Here is an 18,774-nt window from a genome sequence, read left to right on the forward strand (position 1 = left end):
AAATGGCAATTTTGTCAACTTAGCAAGCATCTCTTCGTAGTCTACCAAGTTTTTATCTATTAAAAATCAATATAATTATAATAAATTATTAAATGATAGACTACTATTTCTTAACTTGCTTCTACAGCAGCATTACGAACAACCTCCTCAACATCTGGTCCTTTAAGTGGACCTGAAGGTGCCTTATTATAATAATGTACAGCTATAGCAGCAACTATACAGAAAGCTCCAATGCCTGCCGCTACTCCTGCTACCAGCAAACTAGTACCGAGAACAAAATATGCAACTGGTGCAGCAGCTAATGAAAGTACTCCAGTTACTGCAAACATCCATGTAGCCACAGTAGGCCATTTTACGCTATTCTCTTTTGTGTAAATTTTGTTGCTATTACTAGCTTGCTTATTAGCTACTGATTTTGGTTGTATATTTTCGTTAGCAACTTGTTCTACATGCTTGGCGGGTTTATTAGAAGTTTGCTCTTTTCTGTTATTATCAATTGATATTACGGTATTAACACTTTCATTTGCAAAACCTAATGATGATGATTGAGGTAGAACAGTAAAATCTTCTTCATTGTGTGCAGTACCACATTGACTTTCGGGAATAGGCGATGTACCCTCATCTACAGCTGTAGGTATTGTCAAATTTTGATTATCTTTTTCGTCATTTAGATCATCAGACTTTTCCTCAGTGACCATTGAAAGCATTTCTGCTGCAGTTTCAGGTACTTCTGTTTCATAAATAATATCAAACGAAGGAGGATCTGAAGAAATTCTAGCAGAATCGTCACTTTCAAGTTTAGAAAAATCATCATCTTCAGAACTCAGTGATGGTGAATCCGGCTCGCTTTCTTTACGCTCCACTACAGGAATTTCTTGGCTACTTGCAGTAGCAGCTATATTACCACTCACTGATAATGCAGCAACATGCTCGAACTCTTTTTCAAGAAATATTTTAATTTCTGCGAGTTTGCTTTTAGATACTTTATCTTTCTTACCAACTTCCGTCTTATTAGCGTCTTCTAAGGCTTTATTCAAGATTTGCTTTGTGTCTACACTATTGTCCTCTTTCCTTACCTTTTCCACTAAAGACATTACTTCTTCATAATTAAGAGCGAAGATAGCATCAGACAACATTTCCCCTACGGTTTTTATATTTTGATTACTACTATTCATTTTACCCCTCCTATAATTATTATTATCTATAGTTTCTTCTATTGAAACCTTTTTATTATTCATAATATTTTCTTCTTCATCAACAATACTCCTTTGTGGCCGTTGATTATCAATATTTTTGGATTCTGGATCTTTTTTAATATTTAAATGCAAAGGTGTTTTATCATCTAAACCTTCAAGAAATTTTGTGATTTTTGATCCACTAGAAGATTTTTCCCTGTTTTCTTCCCTTACCAAATATAAACTTTTCGTTCCTACCAGATCTAAAGCTGTTTTGCCATCTCTATCTTTAATGTTCCAATCAGCTCCCTTGTTTACAAGTAATTTTACTATTTCAAATTTATCATGGTAAGCAGCCCAATGTAAAGCTGTTCTGCCATGCCTCTCATCTTGAACATCAACATTAGCACCATTTTCAATAAGTAAGCTTATTAGTTTAAAATTATCACGTGCTACAGCATAATGCAAAGGTGCAATTCCAGAATTATCTATACTATTAATATCAACAACTTTACGATTAACAATTACCTCTGCCGCTTTACTTTCAGGAGCTAAGTGTATAGCATAGTGCAAAAGTTTAGATGAAAAAATAATTCTACCTTCAGCCTCAGTATTCTTAAACCTATTTAGTATCACTTCTACGCATTTTTGATTACCAACAAAAGATGCCCTTTCAAGTTTTTTACATATACCATCCAAAAACATAGTATGATTCGGCTTATCCAAATGCTCTAATAAAAACTTAATATAGCATTGTCCACCAACACCAATAAGTAGCCTATCGAGCCCTTCATCTTGCGTAAATAATATACTTTTATGCGTTTCTGCATATCTTTCCACAAGCGTATCATTAGCTGCAATGGCTAGTAGTGAAAGCTCTTTTACTGAATGATTATAATAACCATTTGTTTCATCATAACTATTATTCAACAGCACATTGTGCGTATGATCAGTCAAATTAAGCTGTTGAGAGCAAAAATCCTTCAAATTACCACAATTCAAATCAGTAATAAATCTATCGCTTTCCTCTATATTATTTATAGTTTTATCTAAATCTGCATAATCACCATAATTTTTTGCTTTATTTATAACGTCTATTAATCCATCAAAGGTTAAATTTTTAGGGGTAATGGTAAATTCTTCTTCATTATGCCTTGGTTCTATATTAACCTGATCTTGAGGCCAAAATAACTCTGTTGCTACAACTGCTGTAACTTCTGCAACACCTACCAATACATTCGCAACATTACCTAAAATGCCTGGATCAGTAACTACTTTGTTTGCTACTTCACTACTATCAGATGAACTCTCAGTAATAGACAAGTCTTCAGCAGCAAATGACTTAGGTCCTTCATTCATATTTTTCTCAAGAGTCTCTGTAATTCTATTATCCTCATCTTCGAAATGCCTATTTATTTCATCTAACAAACTTTTGCCATCAGCTTTGTAATTCTCTAATTGTTCAGGAATGGCAAATGTTACTTTGCCGTTTTCATACTCTACCTTACTATCTCGAAACTTAAGGGTGAACTCTAAAATAGCATCAACCCTGCATATTTCCTTATTCGTATCAAGTTCTCTAACAGGCATACTTGAACAATACTGAATATTGAGAGAACCTTGGCTATTATATACAATACTTATCTTTCTATCGTTGGCATGAGGCAAGCTTAGTTTATGCTTAGAGAATATAGGAGAGAGCTGCATTAACAAAGAGCCATCATACCCAGCCTGATTGCAATTAGTAATTAACTCTTCTAATATATTGTCATTTGGAGTTTCTGCCTTAGCATATTTAAACATTTCTGTGAAAACTTGCTTAGCAAACAGGCGGTAATTTGCATTTTCACTCGAAATTAAGTGATTGCGCTGGCAATATGACTCGTGAACATACGCTTTGCTTATTGTTTGCCCATTAATTACAAAATCCATTCTTTCCAAATCAAGTTGTGCTTGCTTGCCAGAATTTGCATTCCTATTATTCTCACCTGCCTTTACTTGACTTAGCAAAGATTGTGTTAGCTGAAATTCCAATTCAATTGCTCTGTTAGTATTTTGTCCTTCCTCAACCTCTGAACAATTGCCTGAATCTCCAGAATGACGATGCTCCTTAATTTCTTCTCGCCCTAAAATTTCAAACTCCTCTTCAGTGCCTGAATCTCCAGAATGGCGACGCTCCCTTTCTTCTGCAGTATCTACTGCTGGCGGCATGAGCCCACCAAGTAAATTCCACCCCATGTTTTACCCCCTAATTATTAGCTAAACTAAGTATAGCATTAAATAGAAATTTTGCCAAGCAAGTTATTGAGCCTTTTAGCAAATAGACTTACGTCTTCCATCTCTTCACCTTCCACTATACAAGCTTGATAGAACAATAAGTAAATCATATCTCCAAGTGTTGGATTTTCACCATTTTCAGCGTGAGATTCCATTATGTTTCTTATCAAAGGATGCTTAATGTTAATTTCAAGTACTTTTGGCGTGCGGTAATTTAGCTGCTTCTGTTCACGTAAAAAACGCTCCATACGGAGATCCATAGTTCCTTCATCAACTGCTAGACACACAGGACTATCGGTTAATTTCTTAGAGATCTTTACACTTTTTACTAAGCTTCCAAGAACCTTGGTGAAGTATTCGAGTATAGAATCCGCGTTTTCTTCGCTTTTGTTTTCATCTGATTTATTTTCTTCATCTTTCTTACCTTCTTCTGAAGAGAATTTTTCTAAATCAACATCTGCACGAGTTACAGACTTAAATTTTTGATCTTTATATTCATGAATTACGCTAGTCCAGAAATCATCAACTGGATCAACAAATAGAAGCACCTCCAATCCCTTACTGACAAATCCTTCAAGTTGTGGACTGTTTTTCACTGAATCGAGACTATTACCTGTGAGATAGTAGATATGTTCCTGTTCAGGCTTCATTCTGCTTATATAATCATCAATGCTAACTAGCTTACCATCACTGGTGCTATGAAATCTGCAAATGGAAAGCAATGCTTCTCTTTCATCAGTTGGCATAGCTTCGCAAAGACCTTCTTTTAACACCGCACCAAAATTGCCCCAGAATTTTGTATATTCCTCTAAATTCTCTTTTGCTTTTTTGCCGAGCTCTGATATTATGCGCTTAGTTAAAGATTTCCTAATCTGCTCAACTACACGATTATTTTGCAGTGTTTCTCTGCTGATATTGAGAGGCAAATCCGGTGAATCAACCACACCTTTTAAAAAACGCAAGTACTGCGGTATAATCTGCACATTATCTTCAGTGATAAACACTTTATTTACATACAATTTTACAGAGCAGCGTCTATCTGGATGAAATAAATCAAAAGGCTTGATAGAAGGAACATAAAGCAAGTTCGTATACTCTATTGCACCTTCATTTTTATTATGAAATATCATCCAAGGCTCACCGCCCACATGTGCAACACCACGGAAGAAGTCGTTGTGCTCTTCTGGAGTAACGTCATTTTTTGGCTTAGTCCAAATTGCAGCTTTGCTATTTAATTTTTCACTTTTTCCTTCTTCATTTACAAACTCAACGGGAAAATTTATGTGGTCAGAGTAAGTAGTAACGATGTTTTCAATACGGAATTTGTCTAAAAATTCGCTTTCTTCAGGACGCATGATGAGCGTAATTTTTGTGCCACGAGAGATTTGACCATCTAATTTGCTGATTGAATACTCTCCATCTCCTTTAGATTTCCACACCCAAGACTCTTCTTCTCCGGCTTTCCTTGATTCTACTATAACTTCTGAAGCAACCATGAAGCTTGAATAAAAACCAACACCAAACTTTCCAATCAGCTCTACAGCTTGGCTCGAATCTTTATTATTCTTAATTGCATCCAAGAATTTTTGCGTACCAGAACTTGCAATCGTGCCAAGATTATCTATTAAATCTTGCCTGTTCATGCCAATTCCATTGTCGGTTATATACAGCTCATTCTTATCTTTACTGGAGCTAATAGTAATCTTCAACTCATCACTTGAATCTAATAAATCAGCATTTAATTGTGATTCATAGCGCAATTTATCACATGCATCTGATGCATTTGATATTAACTCACGCAAGAAAATATCCTTATTAGTATAAAGTGAATGAATTACTATATTTAGTACTTTGCCTACTTCAGCGTCAAATTTTAAACTTTCAGTTTCTTGTATGTTGTGCATTTTGAGCTCCATTATTAGCCTACTACTCTAATAATTTAAGTATTGCACTGCGATCTTTCAAGGTCACACATGCTAAAATTTATGTGGGCCAACTTATGGTTCCAATGCTAAACTGGAATAAGTACAACCATTGTGTCATGCAAATTAAGAAGAAAGTGCTAGAATATAATATCTCTTATTTGCTTCAAAGATTTGTTAGTCTTTGATTCTTTTTTTTTAAAAGTAGTCTCAAGAGAGATTTTAAGCTTTTTCCATTCTTCTTGACCATTTGGCATTAAATCACTCTCAATCTTCTCCAGTACTTTCTGAGGTGATGAATATAATTCCTCGTACAAATCAGTGTTTACTGACTGTAGTATTACTAAAAATGTAAATAAATTCGGATCAAGTAATTCTTCTTTTGCATGGTTCAAAAAACATAGCTTTATTCTCCTTATACAGTATTGTATTGCCTGCAGTGATAATGAGAAGCTTTCTGCATAAAATATAAAGCTATCTATAATTAAGCTCTTTGATTTTTTCGGTAATTCAGAACTTTCAAACAGTTTTCTTATAAACTGCTCTGTTGGCTGTTTTGGCAAATGCAAAGAGAGATCAGTAAAAGATTTTAGGCTAAAATTTGGTCCAAGTATTGTGCTAATTGCTCTTTGCACATTACTCTTATCTTGGCTAACAGAGATAATGAAAACCAGTCCCTCGACATCAAGCATGTACTTTATGGATTCTAAAAAATCGACAATGAATTTAGGGCGACATATATCAAGATCATCGACCATTATATAAATGTTTTTATCTTTCCTGATTTTATTAACCACATCTGCTAGTTGTATCTTAAAGTCTCTAATGTTCTCTTTTCTCCTTTGGAGAAGATTTAATTCACCCAAGACAAAACCAATGTCTTTCTTATCAGCCTCTTTTGCAGCATCGAGAAATACTGAAAGCATAGCAAGTGGAGATTTACTGATCAGCTTTCCTAATGTATTGAGAGAAAATAGTTCTTGGTTTATGTTTTTGAACTGCTGTATAACACTCCTTTTTACTTTGTATGATGCGAATAGATCCTCAAACAAGAAATGCAAAAAAGAAGGCAATGGTTGATCTAGCGCACTAATATCCCATGCGCTGTAATAAGCTGCAATTTCATTTTGCTGCTCTAGATCCTTTACCCATTCTTTCAAAAAAAATGTCTTACCCCACTTATCATATCCTTCTAAGGATACGATTGAAAAAGACTTATCGATTGTCTTGATTATAGAACTAAATTTACTTGCAATTTGCTTATAACCCAAGCAATCACCTTCCCAATTTATTACCTTAGGCAATTGTTTCTCTTCTTTTTTTCTGAAGGTTATTAGCGATGTAAGTTTTTTTAAGCACATACCTTACTTTATATTTAACTCATACTCTTGTCTTGACGTAAGCGCTATCTTCAGAGTCCCTTCATCTAGGTAGTCAATTTCTCCACCTATCGGTATACCACAAGCAAGGCGCGATATTTTTACATTCGAATTCTTTAGCAATTCAATTATATATTGCGCAGTAACTTGGCCTTCTAATGTCGGATTGATTGCAATAATGACCTCTTCAATTTTAAATTCTGTAACTTTTTTGGGAATGTTATCAAGATTCAGTTCTTTTGGACCTATGCCATTTATTGCTGATAGCCTTCCACCCAAAACATGATACATACCTGAATATATATTCCCTTTTTCAAATGCCCATAGATCACCCAATTCTTCTACTACACACATTAACTTGGTGTCACGCTTTGGGTTAGTACAAATAGAACACGGCGATTTAGTATCTAGGTTTCCACAAATTTTGCACTCTATTATAAGATCCGCTAGCTCTCTAATCAAAGATGCAAGCGGTAGCATGACTTTCTCTTTATTTTGGAGCAAATGTATAACTAACCTTCGTGATGATGATGGACCTAAACTTGGCAATTTAGAAAAAGCATGAACTAAATTCTTTATATTAATGTTCATTTAACAAATTCAGGATATAGTTTATAAAATGATAACATCAAACCTTTCGTAAAGAAAGCTTAGTTTGATTGGCTATGAAAAAGATTTCCCACTTTTTTTTAGAACTGTCTTGAAAAAATTAATGTAATCACAATCTACTGTAACCTAACTCTGATTCAGGTATAACTGAAATTATCTCACACATTTGCGTAGTTACTACGGTACTTCTTTTTTGAAAATGACGTAATTTATTTTTCAACATATTTCTTTCTTCCACATAACTGTCCGATTCTTTATTCAAACTAGAATTTTTTTCTTCATACTTGGAAAGTATTGTATCGATCAAATAATTAAAAAATAATATTAGACCTGTAGTGTTGGAGAGCAATTCAAGAGAATAATATAACATATCTTCACTCACTTCTTCATTTATTATGTCATGAGAATTTTTATACATTCTAAAACAAGAGCCGAAGGCTGCTAAGCATACGCAAGTAAGTTTTGTTTTGTTTAGGACGCACTTAATTCGCGCTAGTTTTTTATTATTATCTTCTAATTTTATACGCAACTCACTAATTTTACTACTATAGTGCTTAATAAACAATTCTATTGCCTCTTTGTTATTAGCATAATTATATGCTTTGTAAGATTCCTTATCCATAAATTCAGTATCTATATCTCTTGATTTTAGAAGCTCTTTGATTACTTCATTCTTGCCAAGAAGCACAGCTTCGTGTAGAGGTGTGTACTCACTTTCAACATCTTTCCTTCTGTTAATATGTTCACGAGTTAAGTAGTCGAAAAGAACTGAAACGCATTTTGAATTATTACCTTCAATAGCCAGAGTAATTACATCTTTTTCGTCTTTGTTCTTAGTATTAATAACTTTAGAAAGCGGCTTTTCATTCTCTTGCTTACGTTCAAAATATTTGTGCTTGTAAAACTCATTTGAACAGTATGGTTCCTTAAGAATAGACAAAAGCTTTTTTACAAAATCAGCACGATTTTTTTTTATGGCCAAATGTAAAGGTGTGTCCTGATTTTTCTTATCTTGCAACAATAAGGCATCATACAAACAGCCCTCTTTATATAGAGAATCAATCTCTTGGTCAAAATAGATATCTTCTTCTTCTCCTTCACAGATATTTAATAGCCGTGACCCTATACTTTCTGTAGTACTGTAATCAATTGCAGAGCTACGTTTCACTTTAGATTGATAAAGGTTTATGTTCATACTACCCCTGCCTTTAAACAACCCAGCTATACCTCTAAACAGTTCAGCTATACCTGATTCACTCCGAGTGGCACAAGGTGTTTCATCTGGAATGTTAATCTCAACATTTTCACTAGAAAAAAGTTCTAAAACATGCGAGCTGCTTCTTCTACTGGAAAAAGGCACATCGTTCTTTTTATCTTTAATCTCAGCACTCTTTGCATTCAAAGAATTTAGAGAGTTAGCTAAACAATCAAGATCTGTAGCATTTTTAGACTCAAGGTCTTCTGCTTGAAAATTTGCTGCAGTGTTTATTTCACCTTTCATATTTCTTTATTTTACAGGGATTGCATTTCAGGTAGGGTATCTCATCTTTAAAATTTTTCAACTCTATTTAAATTTTTTTAAAATAGTTTTTGATAAAAATATTTATGACACTAACTTTTTGGTTCTCTTGTTAAACTTTTACAAGACAGAATTATTTTATAGCTAAAAAAATTACTTCCGCGTATTTTGAATCCAATTATAATTACAATTAGAGATATTTATTGAGCTCAAAAATCTATCTCCGTCTGCAGACCTTTTTTATTAAACTCATAAAAAATGTAGCGTATCCTCTTCAGTGTATACTTAATTTCTGTCATATGTGCGCTGCATTTTTTTCTAATCTTTTTTACAGGGGGATTTTATGTCCAGAATTCCAGATATTTGACCTTTACTTTAGCTAATAAAAACCAACTGGTACCTGCGGTTTTTATAGCTACGTTTCTCAAACAAGTTTCAAATGAATAGATTTCTTGCATAACTGGAATTCAAAAGTTGATATCATTCTAGCGCGTGACGCTAGAATCCAGTCCTTTTGTGCAAAAAACGTTGTAAAGTGTTTACCAACTTAGTTGGATCCCAGTGGGCTTTGTTGCATCGCTCAAGTGAAAAGAACTGGCAGTTACTGACAAAATTCATTATAAAACAGCCATTTAACTGTTGAAGAAAAAATATGCCACAGAAAATGAAAGTCAGTAACCAAAACGAATATAACAAATTCCTTGAAAAAAGGGGGAATATTTTTCGTTACATCGATGAAGCTATCGAAAATTGGTATGAAAATAGTCCAAAAATGCAGGGCGGCAACTATATTTATAGTGATAAAGTTGTGATTTTAGTGCATATAATCGTCAGTTTCTTTAGAATTGGTTTAAGACAAACAGTCGGGTTTATAAAAGGATATCTGCAACAAATAGGAAAAAATTTGCAGCTATTCACAAGCATCAAAAAAAACTTAATATTAAGATAAATGATTGCAGGATTGATAAAAGCAACATGGAAAATATTGAAATTATCATAGATAGCACAAATTTACAGTAACACTCCTGGCTACAGTAAGGAAAACAGTGCAGATAGAAAGTACCGAAGCTACGAGCAAGTAAGAAAGTTACATGTTATGTTAAGTGTGAATAGTAAAAAAGCTATAGCTGCAAGATACAGTAATGGCGTCTACTCTGACCACTTGCGATTTGCTTGAAGAAGTTAATTTTCAGCACAAAATAAAAGCATTATATGCAGATAGGGCATACGATAGGCAAAAACTTTATAAATTGTGTAAGAAATACGATATAAAGACAAAAGTTCTACCAAAAAAGGATGCAGCAGAACATTCAAAAATAGATTATATGTCTGACAGAAATGCTGCTATTAGGTTAATAAAATTATATGGACAAGATGGTGTAAAAGAGTGGAAAAAGGAAGTACATTATGGGAAAAGATCTTATATAGAAGGATTTTTCTCAAGGTTGAAGCAAGTATTTGTTTAGGAATAAATCTGAGATAAATCGAGAAAAAGAACTAAATGCTATTTGCTTAATAAATTCACTGATATTGGTATGGCTAAATTTGAGATAGTTACATGAATTTACCATAAATCACCATCTCATAAAGTGTGATGCAACAAAGCCATCCCAGTGTCAGCTACTCTGATGACAGAAGAAGAGTATTTTAGGTAACAGCTGTTTACTCCAAAGTAATGTTGCAAAAGGTCTAACATATAAATTATAAGACTAATATAGAATATACCTTGCTAAAAAAAAAAAAAAGTATAACCTTTTATAAGGTATGCAGGCAAAAATTCTGTAACTTGGTCAGGTCAGAAATGAAGCAACCATATCAGAATCTTTTTGGGTTGCATACCTATTTGTACTATTTGTTTTATTCTAGGCTATGAACATAGCATTAAAATATCGTCCTAGTAGCTTTAAAGATTTAGTAGGTCAAGATATATTGGTGCGTATACTAGAAAATGCTTTTACTCTCAACAAAATTCCACAATCTATACTGCTTTCTGGTAGCAGTGGAATTGGTAAAACCACCACTGCAAGAATAATAGCTTTATGTTTGAATTGCTCATTGGGGCCAACTTTTGAACCTTGTGGATCATGTACAAGTTGTCTGGCAATAAAAAATTCAAGCCATCCAGATGTAGTTGAAATCGATGCGGCAAGTCACACTAGTGTTGAGGATGTTAGAGCGATCTTGGGAGATATTTGCTATTTACCAATAAGTTCTAAATTTAAAGTTTACATTATAGATGAAGTACACATGTTATCCAGTAATGCATTTAATGCATTACTTAAAACTCTAGAAGAACCACCATCTAGCGTAAAGTTTATTCTAGCAACTACAGAAATAAAAAAGATACCAATAACTGTTATTGCACGTTGTCAAAGGTTTGACTTACATAACATTCCTTCAGCTAAGATAATGGAGCGTTTAAATGATATTGCACAAAAAGAAAATTATTTTATTGAAAAAGAAGCATCGGAATTAATTGCGCACCACTGTAGCAATTCAATGCGTAACGCTTTATTTTTGATGAATCAAGCAGTGCTATATAGCAAAGATGGTACAATATCCACTCAAAGTGTTACAGACATACTTGGTCTAGTAGATAGAAACGTTATATTTGATCTACTGGAAGCAGTATTAGACAGTGATTTACAGAAGGCTTTGTTAGTATTCGACAATGTGGTAAAAACAGCAAATCCGCTCAATATTTTTGAAGATCTACTGCAAACAATCCAGTTAATATGCCGTTTTTTAATTACAAAAGAGATTGATACAGAATATGAGAAGAGCAGAGTAAAAGATTTGAGTGCAAAAAAGTCTTTAATATTTTTTTCGAGATTGTGGAAGGTGCTGCTTAAGGGTATTCAAGATATAAAGGTTTCAACATGCAATGAAATTGCCGCTGAAATGATATTAATTAGCCTTTGTTATCTTTCTGATTTGCCTTCTCCGGAACAGGTGATCAAAAAAATTCTTTCACAGAATGTAGAGCAAGGAAATAGACAGGGCAGACCTGTTGCACCTTCCCCCTCTGTCGTCCAAGTAGCTGACTACTCGGATCCAAAAAAATATGTGGAAAAACCCCACTCTGTCATCCCAGTGCGCGACACTGGGATCCATGTGAAAAATAAACAACAAAATTACGATTTTGATAAGATTTTGCAACTATTAAGGCGAAGTAACCAAATTTATCTTTACAAACAACTGTGTAGTAATCTAAAATTAATAGATTGTAAATTTGGGTATTTAAAATTAAAAGCTGTATCTAACTTGAACAGTAATTTTTGTAATGACTTGAAAAGTTACTTAAATCAAGCTACTAATCAGGAGTGGGTTATTATAGTTGATACGAGTTATATGAATAGGGAAGTGAGTAATTTAAATTATGCACCTGTAGTTAAGGATATATTAAATACGTTTAAAGGTGCAAAGGTAGTTAATATAGAAAATAAGGAGTAGGTTGTGGATTTCAGTCAAATAATGAAGCAAGCGCAAGAAATGCAAAAAAAGCTTGCGGAAGCCCAAGAAAAATATATTGGAAAAGAGTTTCAAGGTATTTCTGGTGGTGGCAAAGTTTCTATATTAGTGGAAGTTATAAAAATAGGTGGCTATAAAGCTAAAAAGGTAAACATAGACTTAGAGCTTATGAGAAATGAAGAAAAAGACATAGTAGAAGATTTAGTGACAGCAGCGTTTAATGATGCCATTAAAAAAGCAGAAGAAGATATGGCAAATGCAACCTCTGATCTTGCAGGTATGATGGGGTTACCACCTGGATTTAAACTTCCTTTTTGAATTTATTTCTATACTACTGAAATTTCTTTTAGTGTAAGTATTTTTTTTCTAATATTTCCAACGCTAGTACTTCTTCATATAATGCACCTATAGCTAGCACAGCCCTACGTCATACCGCCGCGGTATAGATTCCGCTAACAAGTAGCGGAATGACGAGGTCTTTCGATAGTAAATCTTACCTATGTTAGCTATACCAAAAAATCAAGAGTAAAAAAAGTAGAGTAACTCTATTTATTAATTAATAAAATCTTTGTATTTTCCTAAAAGTTAGTTAAGATACAGAAGGTTTTGTGTTATTAAGTTAGCACTTGACTTAACTTTAGTTATTATTTAGACTGCTAAAGTGGAATTTTAATTTTTTTAACGAGGGCAATTATGCATTATAAAAAGTTTTTTTCGGCAGCTGCTTTAGCGACGTTGCTAAGCCTATCAAACTCTGCTTTTTCATCAGACCCTATTGGTCCAATAAGTGATGAAGAAACTAGCTACTATGTTCGTTTACAATACAACGGTGAAATTTTACCTCTTTATACAAAAGTTAATGGTATTACAAATACAACAGGTAAAGAAAAGGATAGTCCCTTAACAAGATCTTTTATAGCTGGTGGTGGTGCATTTGGTTATAAAATGGATGACATTAGAGTTGATGTTGAAGGGCTTTACTCACAATTGACTAAAGATGCAACTGTAGTATCTGATAACAAGGCTGCAGATAGTGTAACAGCGTTTTCAGGATTGGTTAACGTTTATTACGATATAGCGATTGAAGATATGCCTATCACTCCATACGTTGGTGTTGGTGTTGGTGCAGCATATATCAGCAATCCTTCAAAAGCTGATGCAGTTAAAGAGCAAAAAGGATTTGGTTTTGCTTATCAAGCAAAAGCTGGTGTTAGCTATGATGTAACTCCAGAAATCAAACTCTTTGCTGGTGCTCGTTATTTTGGTTCTTATGGTGCTAGTTTTAATAAAGAAACAGTATCAGCTACTAAAGAGATCAACGTCCTTTACAGCGCTGTTGGTGCGGAAGCTGGAGTAGCGTTTAGTTTCTAGTCTATCTTTGTCTTATTATCCCAGTGGGTTTTTCTTGTCATTCAAGTAGCATGACACTGGGATCTAGAAAAAAGAAATGTGAATTCCAGTGTTTGAGCACTGGAATAACACATTATTTATTTAATGTAGTTTTTATCGTTACACGCTGGCAATTTTAATTCTACATTTAGGTAGCTGTTGTTAAGATCTCAACTAGATATAAAGTTATGCTTTTTTAATTAAAGCTTGAATTTTTCACTGAAAATCAATATATTATATGTACAGAGTTTTAATTTAAGTTATTATGTTGACCCCAGTAGCAAATTTATGTGTTAATAGTAGCACTAATCTCATGCAATATATTGCTGAAGTGCGAAAATTTCCTATGCTTTCCCAAGAAGAGGAAGTGCGATTAGCAAAAAATTGGCAAGAATACCAGGATATTTCTTCTGCTCACAGGTTGATTACTAGCCATTTGAATTTGGTAGTAAAAATTGCAATGAAATTTAAGAATTACGGTCTATTGTTGATGGACCTGGTCATGGAAGGAAATATGGGTTTAATGCATGCAGTGAAAAAGTTCAATCCTGACTTGGGATTTCGTTTTTCAACTTATGCAGTATGGTGGATTGAAGCTTCAATGAAAGACTTTATATTAAAATCTTGGTCACTTGTAAAAATAGGTACAACGCAAGCACAAAGGAGATTGTTTTTTAGTTTACGTAAAATAAAAAAAAGAATTTTACAATACACAAACAGAGAAACTTTGAGTAAAGAAGAAATAAAAGCAATATCAAATGAGCTTTCTGTATCTGAAGAAGATGTTGTACAGATGAGCTATCGTCTGGCTTGTAAGGATCAGTCGTTAAATAATTGTATAAAAATAGGTGATGACTCTAAAAAGGAGTTACAAGATATGATTCCGTGTAATTTAGTTAGTCAAGAAGTAGCTTACCAGAATCATGAAGAAAAGGCATTAAAAGAAACAATTTTAAGCAATGCGCTGGCAAGTCTTAATGAAAGATCAAGAGACATTTTCATTAGCAGATATTTATCTGAAAGTACTCAGACTTTGGATGAGCTTAGCAAAAAATATTGTGTTTCAAGAGAAAGAATAAGACAATTGGCTAAGCAAGCAATGAGTAAGGTAAAACAACATGTAAAATCAGAGAGTTTGAAACTTGGTTTACATGCGTAGTCTTTTTGTATTTCTAATACTTTTTTCAATAGGTACTCTTGCATCGGTTAGTAACGTACAACTGAAGGAAAAATATAAAGATTGGCTTGTGTACACTGCATTGGAAGATGGTGAAAAAGTGTGTTATATTGTATCTCATCCTAAGAAAAAAAGTGAACATTATACAGCCGATCGCAAGCCGTATGTAATGGTCAGTTACGTTGATAAAAAAGCAGATGAGGTGAGCGTCACTTCTGGCTTTCAGTATAATAATGAGCCTGTAGTTCTCAATATCGATAAAAAAATTAAATATCAATTGCCAATAATACAGGGAAGTCTTGCGTGGACAGATGATACAAAAATGGACCAAGATTTGATTCTAAAAATGAAGCAGGGATTATCAATGGTAGTTAATGGAAAAGTAAAAACAGCAAATGTTGATGATACTTATTCCTTGCTTGGCTTTCAAAAAGCGTACCAAAAAATGCATGACTTATGCCATACAAAGCAAATTATTGATCACTAAAGTATAAGATAGGCTGTTTTGTCTCTCAGACAAAAATATGGATATCACTTTACATAGAATATGAATATCATTTAAAATATATTTTTGAGAATTAATATGTCAAAAATTGTAGATATAGGAATCAAAGAACAAAGTTCTGTGTGTGAACAAATGCGTTTTAGTGTAAGTCGTGCAAGCCTTTTAAATACGCTATCCAGGGTAAGTGGAGTGGTTGAAAGGCGCAACGCGATAGATGTTTTAGCGTGTATAAATATCAAAGCACAACATGGCAGCATAAAATTGAAGGCTACTGATCTTGACATTTCAATATTTGCCTCACTTACTGCAAATGTATCAGCAGAAGGAGAAGTGAAAATCTCAGCACATACTTTACATGACATAGTGAAAAAATTGCCAACTAATTTGGATGTCAATTTCGAAATGAATAATCAAGGAAAATTATTGATATCCTGTGGAAATGCAAATTTTTCTTTACCGAACGTAGTTTCAAATAACTTCCCTGTTCTTGAAGAAGGTGATCATCAATACGATTTCACTCTACTAAGTGCAGATTTGGTAGACTTGTTGACTAAAACGAAGTTTGCTGTGTCGCTGGATGATACAAGGTATAATTTAAACGGGATATATCTGCATACAGATGAGCAATTTCTGTACTGCGTTGCAACTGATGGCCACCGTTTATCATGTATAAAAAGGCCTAAACCTGAAGATATCAACGGAGAATTTGGGGTGATCATTCCACGTAAAACTATCATGGAACTGTTGAAAGTATTGGGTGATTGTAATGAGATAAATATAAAACTTTCAGATAGAAAAATCAAATTTACATGTGGTGAGTATATTCTAATATCAAAATTGATAGATGGGACTTTTCCAGATTACAAAGCTGTCATTCCAACGTCTCAAGATAAACAAATGATTGTTGAGAGTAGCAAACTTGCTAGTGTTATAGACCGAGTTTCCGTTGTTGTGTCCGATAAAATAAAATCAATTAAATTTTCATTGCAAGAGAATTTATTAACTCTACATTCAAATTCCCAAGAGTGCAGTGATGCGACTGAGTCTATAGAGGTGGATTACGATGGAGCTCTTATGGAAGTAGGATTTAATTCTCGTTATTTGCTTGATGCTTTATCTTGTATAAAAAACAAATGTAAGGTCAGCCTATCAGATGGTAATAGCGCTACAATTATCACTGATGAAGATGATCCAAGTGCACTATACATAGTGATGCCAATGAGGACTTAAGCTAGTAATCTATCTTTACTAAGTATAAGCCGTGAGACGGCGCAGTGACCCCAGCGGCGTTTCTTTTACATTGACTTAATATGTTTAGCATTTCTTGTGGATTAGTTCTATTTTTTCCAAATTCAACTAAAGTACCAACAATAATCCTCACCTGGTTATGTAAAAAGGAAATCGCAGATATTTTGATGTATATGTGACTTCCGTTTTGTACTATATCAATATCATCGATTGTTCTGACCGGATTTGTAGCTTGACAATCTTTTGAGCGAAAGCTTGAAAGATTATGTTTTCCAAGCAGGTGTCTAGCAGCTTCACGCATGATGTTTACGTCAAGTGGGTTAAATACTTGCCACACATAACCGATTTCTAGAGCTGCAGGAGCGTAGCGATTAATTATTCTATATTCATAATATCTTTTTTTTGCTGAAAATCGTGCATGAAATGCATCATCTACAGCTTCTGCACTAAGCACAACTATAGGAATCGCTTTTAAGTGATAGTTTATTCCATTTCTTATTCTGTAAAGCTCAAATTGCCTTTCCATATTGAAATGAGCAACTTGCCCTAAAGCATGAACCCCTGTGTCAGTTCTGCCACCACAATGCAAAGAGACTCTCTCGCCACTGAAATTAAATATAGCGTTTTCTATGGTTTCCTGAATTGAGTTAGCAGAGTGTTGTTGCTTTTGCCAGCCAGAGAAACCACTACCATTGTATTCTATCGTTATTTTGTATCGCACTACAAAGTCTATCTATCTAATTTTAGGTAACTAACGTTCTTCGTTATTAAAAAACCCTTGGCAGATTGGTTGCGTTCAATTACCATGGAGACTATACAAGTTAATAAATGATCCATGGCACATAATCCAGAAGAAAGAAATAATGATAAGCAAAAAGCACTAGATAATGCAATAAGTCAAATTGAAAAAGCATTCGGTAAAGGTGCAATAATGAAGCTAAAGCAAAACCCTGTAGAAAAAATAGACACGATATCTACAGGGTCGATTGCACTTGATTCAGCTCTGGGTGTTGGGGGATTGCCAAAAGGACGTATAATTGAGATATTTGGCCCTGAGAGTTCTGGTAAAACTACCCTTGCTTTGCATGTAATTGCTGAAGCACAGAAAAAAGGAGGTTTATGTGCATTTATCGATGCGGAACACGCACTGGATGTTATATATGCTCGTAAACTTGGAGTGAAAACTGATGATTTGGTAATTTCACAACCAGACACTGGAGAGCAGGCGTTGCATATTGTTGAGTATTTAGTGTGTTCTAGTGCAGTTGATGTAATAGTTATTGATTCTGTTGCAGCACTAACTCCAAGAGCTGAAATTGAAGGGGATATGGGCGATCAGCACATGGGATTGCAAGCAAGGCTTCTAAGCCATGGACTCAGGAAACTAACTTCTGTAGTTTCAAAAGCAAACTGTATATTGATATTTATCAACCAAATTCGTATGAAAATAGGAGTAGTATATGGAAATCCTGAAACTACCACTGGTGGAAATGCGTTAAAATTCTATACTTCTATAAGACTTGATATAAGAAAAGTTGGTGCGATAAAGGATAAAGAGAATATTACGGGTAATGAAACAAGAGTTAAAGTTGTAAAAAATAAAGTTGCTCCTCCATTTAGAGAAGCAAAATTCGATATAATGTACAATGAAGGCATATCAAAATTTGGAGAAATAATAGATATAGGAGCAAAGCTTGGTGTGCTTGAAAAGGCAGGTGCTTATTATTCATATAACAATACGCGTCTTGGCCAAGGAAGAGAAAATGTAAAAAGTTACCTCAAGGCAAACAAAGAAATTGCAAATGAAATAGAAACAAAAATCAGAGATTTATTTAAAAATCACGATAACTCTATTGCAATAGAAGAGGAGCGTGAACAACTTCTAGAAGAATCAGTATTCTAATCTAGATTAGGGTGAAGTTTTAGTATCCATTCAGATGCATGGATAATGTGCAAATGTTGAAATCAGTGCTTCTTTTCTTGTCGCCTAAGTAGCCCTTTTGGTGTCATCCCAGTGCTTGACACTGGGATCTAAGAAAATTCACAGGCAAACTAATTCGGTAAGCTTATGCTAAATTAATGAGCTTAAATGAAAAATTGGAT

13 protein-coding genes, 1 other RNA gene and 1 pseudogene are annotated in these 18,774 nt (G+C 34.0%); 9 read left to right on the top strand and 6 right to left on the bottom strand.

Annotated features, from left to right (window positions below):
* Window positions 1-110: 110 nt before the first annotated feature.
* The 5 genes from OOL01_RS08315 to OOL01_RS08335 all read right to left on the bottom strand — a co-directional run bounded on the left by OOL01_RS08315 (window position 111) and on the right by OOL01_RS08335 (window position 8,863).
* A complete protein-coding gene (locus OOL01_RS08315) occupies window positions 111-3,413 on the bottom strand; it encodes an ankyrin repeat domain-containing protein (RefSeq protein ID WP_264686805.1) in 3,303 nt (1,100 codons plus the stop codon).
* Between the two features lie 38 nt (window positions 3,414-3,451).
* On the bottom strand, window positions 3,452-5,356 hold the full coding sequence (htpG, locus tag OOL01_RS08320) for a molecular chaperone HtpG (RefSeq protein ID WP_010403187.1): 1,905 nt from the start codon (window positions 5,354-5,356) through the stop codon (window positions 3,452-3,454).
* Between the two features lie 158 nt (window positions 5,357-5,514).
* Window positions 5,515-6,735: a KAP family P-loop NTPase fold protein gene (locus OOL01_RS08325; RefSeq protein WP_010403185.1), complete on the bottom strand. Its 1,221-nt coding sequence runs from the start codon at window positions 6,733-6,735 to the stop codon at window positions 5,515-5,517.
* Between the two features lie 3 nt (window positions 6,736-6,738).
* On the bottom strand, window positions 6,739-7,338 hold the full coding sequence (gene recR / locus OOL01_RS08330) for a recombination mediator RecR (RefSeq protein ID WP_425384539.1): 600 nt from the start codon (window positions 7,336-7,338) through the stop codon (window positions 6,739-6,741).
* A 133-nt stretch (window positions 7,339-7,471) separates the two neighbouring features.
* Window positions 7,472-8,863 (bottom strand): ankyrin repeat domain-containing protein, encoded by a 1,392-nt coding sequence (locus OOL01_RS08335; RefSeq protein WP_264686806.1) that lies wholly within the window; start codon window positions 8,861-8,863, stop codon window positions 7,472-7,474.
* A 670-nt stretch (window positions 8,864-9,533) separates the two neighbouring features.
* On the opposite strand from OOL01_RS08335, the pseudogene OOL01_RS08645 reads away from it, so the two are divergent.
* The 8 genes and pseudogenes from OOL01_RS08645 to dnaN all read left to right on the top strand — a co-directional run bounded on the left by OOL01_RS08645 (window position 9,534) and on the right by dnaN (window position 16,653).
* A pseudogene (locus OOL01_RS08645) lies at window positions 9,534-10,443 on the top strand (transposase).
* 192 nt (window positions 10,444-10,635) lie between these two features.
* An RNA gene (gene ffs / locus OOL01_RS08350) (signal recognition particle sRNA small type) lies at window positions 10,636-10,734 on the top strand.
* Window positions 10,735-10,750: 16 nt separating this feature from the next.
* Window positions 10,751-12,334: a DNA polymerase III subunit gamma/tau gene (gene dnaX, locus OOL01_RS08355; protein WP_264686807.1), complete on the top strand. Its 1,584-nt coding sequence runs from the start codon at window positions 10,751-10,753 to the stop codon at window positions 12,332-12,334.
* A gap of 21 nt (window positions 12,335-12,355) precedes the next feature.
* On the top strand, window positions 12,356-12,670 hold the full coding sequence (locus OOL01_RS08360; protein WP_007302329.1) for a YbaB/EbfC family nucleoid-associated protein: 315 nt from the start codon (window positions 12,356-12,358) through the stop codon (window positions 12,668-12,670).
* A 375-nt stretch (window positions 12,671-13,045) separates the two neighbouring features.
* Window positions 13,046-13,723 (top strand): P44/Msp2 family outer membrane protein, encoded by a 678-nt coding sequence (locus OOL01_RS08365; protein ID WP_264686808.1) that lies wholly within the window; start codon window positions 13,046-13,048, stop codon window positions 13,721-13,723.
* A 283-nt stretch (window positions 13,724-14,006) separates the two neighbouring features.
* A complete protein-coding gene (locus OOL01_RS08370; RefSeq protein WP_264686809.1) occupies window positions 14,007-14,900 on the top strand; it encodes an RNA polymerase factor sigma-32 in 894 nt (297 codons plus the stop codon).
* Window positions 14,893-15,405: an invasion associated locus B family protein gene (locus tag OOL01_RS08375; protein ID WP_064085618.1), complete on the top strand. Its 513-nt coding sequence runs from the start codon at window positions 14,893-14,895 to the stop codon at window positions 15,403-15,405. The genes OOL01_RS08370 and OOL01_RS08375 overlap by 8 nt, the downstream gene beginning before the upstream one ends.
* A gap of 96 nt (window positions 15,406-15,501) precedes the next feature.
* Window positions 15,502-16,653 carry a DNA polymerase III subunit beta gene (dnaN, locus tag OOL01_RS08380; RefSeq protein WP_010407054.1) on the top strand — a complete coding sequence of 384 codons (1,152 nt, stop codon included), beginning with the start codon at window positions 15,502-15,504 and terminating at the stop codon, window positions 16,651-16,653.
* Window position 16,654: 1 nt separating this feature from the next.
* On the opposite strand, the gene truA is transcribed toward dnaN, so the two are convergent.
* Entirely contained in the window at window positions 16,655-17,392 is a 738-nt protein-coding gene (gene truA / locus OOL01_RS08385) for a tRNA pseudouridine(38-40) synthase TruA (protein WP_019236842.1), read from the bottom strand.
* A 114-nt stretch (window positions 17,393-17,506) separates the two neighbouring features.
* On the opposite strand from truA, the gene recA reads away from it, so the two are divergent.
* On the top strand, window positions 17,507-18,574 hold the full coding sequence (gene recA, locus OOL01_RS08390) for a recombinase RecA (RefSeq protein WP_264686810.1): 1,068 nt from the start codon (window positions 17,507-17,509) through the stop codon (window positions 18,572-18,574).
* Window positions 18,575-18,774 lie beyond the last annotated feature (200 nt).

It is taken from the genome of Wolbachia endosymbiont (group B) of Rhopobota naevana (assembly GCF_947250615.1).
In the GTDB taxonomy this organism is placed as follows: Bacteria; Pseudomonadota; Alphaproteobacteria; order Rickettsiales; family Anaplasmataceae; genus Wolbachia.

What these genes read in the sequence shown, in the direction of transcription:
- OOL01_RS08365 (WP_264686808.1), top strand. Translation starts at nt 13,046, where the DNA reads ATGCATTATAAAAAGTTTTTTTCGGCAGCTGCTTTAGCGACGTTGCTA.
- OOL01_RS08375 (WP_064085618.1), top strand. Translation starts at nt 14,893, where the DNA reads ATGCGTAGTCTTTTTGTATTTCTAATACTTTTTTCAATAGGTACTCTT.
- OOL01_RS08325 (WP_010403185.1), bottom strand. Translation starts at nt 6,735, where the DNA reads ATGTGCTTAAAAAAACTTACATCGCTAATAACCTTCAGAAAAAAAGAA.
- htpG (WP_010403187.1), bottom strand. Translation starts at nt 5,356, where the DNA reads ATGCACAACATACAAGAAACTGAAAGTTTAAAATTTGACGCTGAAGTA.
- OOL01_RS08335 (WP_264686806.1), bottom strand. Translation starts at nt 8,863, where the DNA reads ATGAAAGGTGAAATAAACACTGCAGCAAATTTTCAAGCAGAAGACCTT.
- OOL01_RS08370 (WP_264686809.1), top strand. Translation starts at nt 14,007, where the DNA reads ATGTTGACCCCAGTAGCAAATTTATGTGTTAATAGTAGCACTAATCTC.
- OOL01_RS08360 (WP_007302329.1), top strand. Translation starts at nt 12,356, where the DNA reads ATGAAGCAAGCGCAAGAAATGCAAAAAAAGCTTGCGGAAGCCCAAGAA.
- dnaX (WP_264686807.1), top strand. Translation starts at nt 10,751, where the DNA reads ATGAACATAGCATTAAAATATCGTCCTAGTAGCTTTAAAGATTTAGTA.
- dnaN (WP_010407054.1), top strand. Translation starts at nt 15,502, where the DNA reads ATGTCAAAAATTGTAGATATAGGAATCAAAGAACAAAGTTCTGTGTGT.
- OOL01_RS08315 (WP_264686805.1), bottom strand. Translation starts at nt 3,413, where the DNA reads ATGGGGTGGAATTTACTTGGTGGGCTCATGCCGCCAGCAGTAGATACT.
- recA (WP_264686810.1), top strand. Translation starts at nt 17,507, where the DNA reads ATGGCACATAATCCAGAAGAAAGAAATAATGATAAGCAAAAAGCACTA.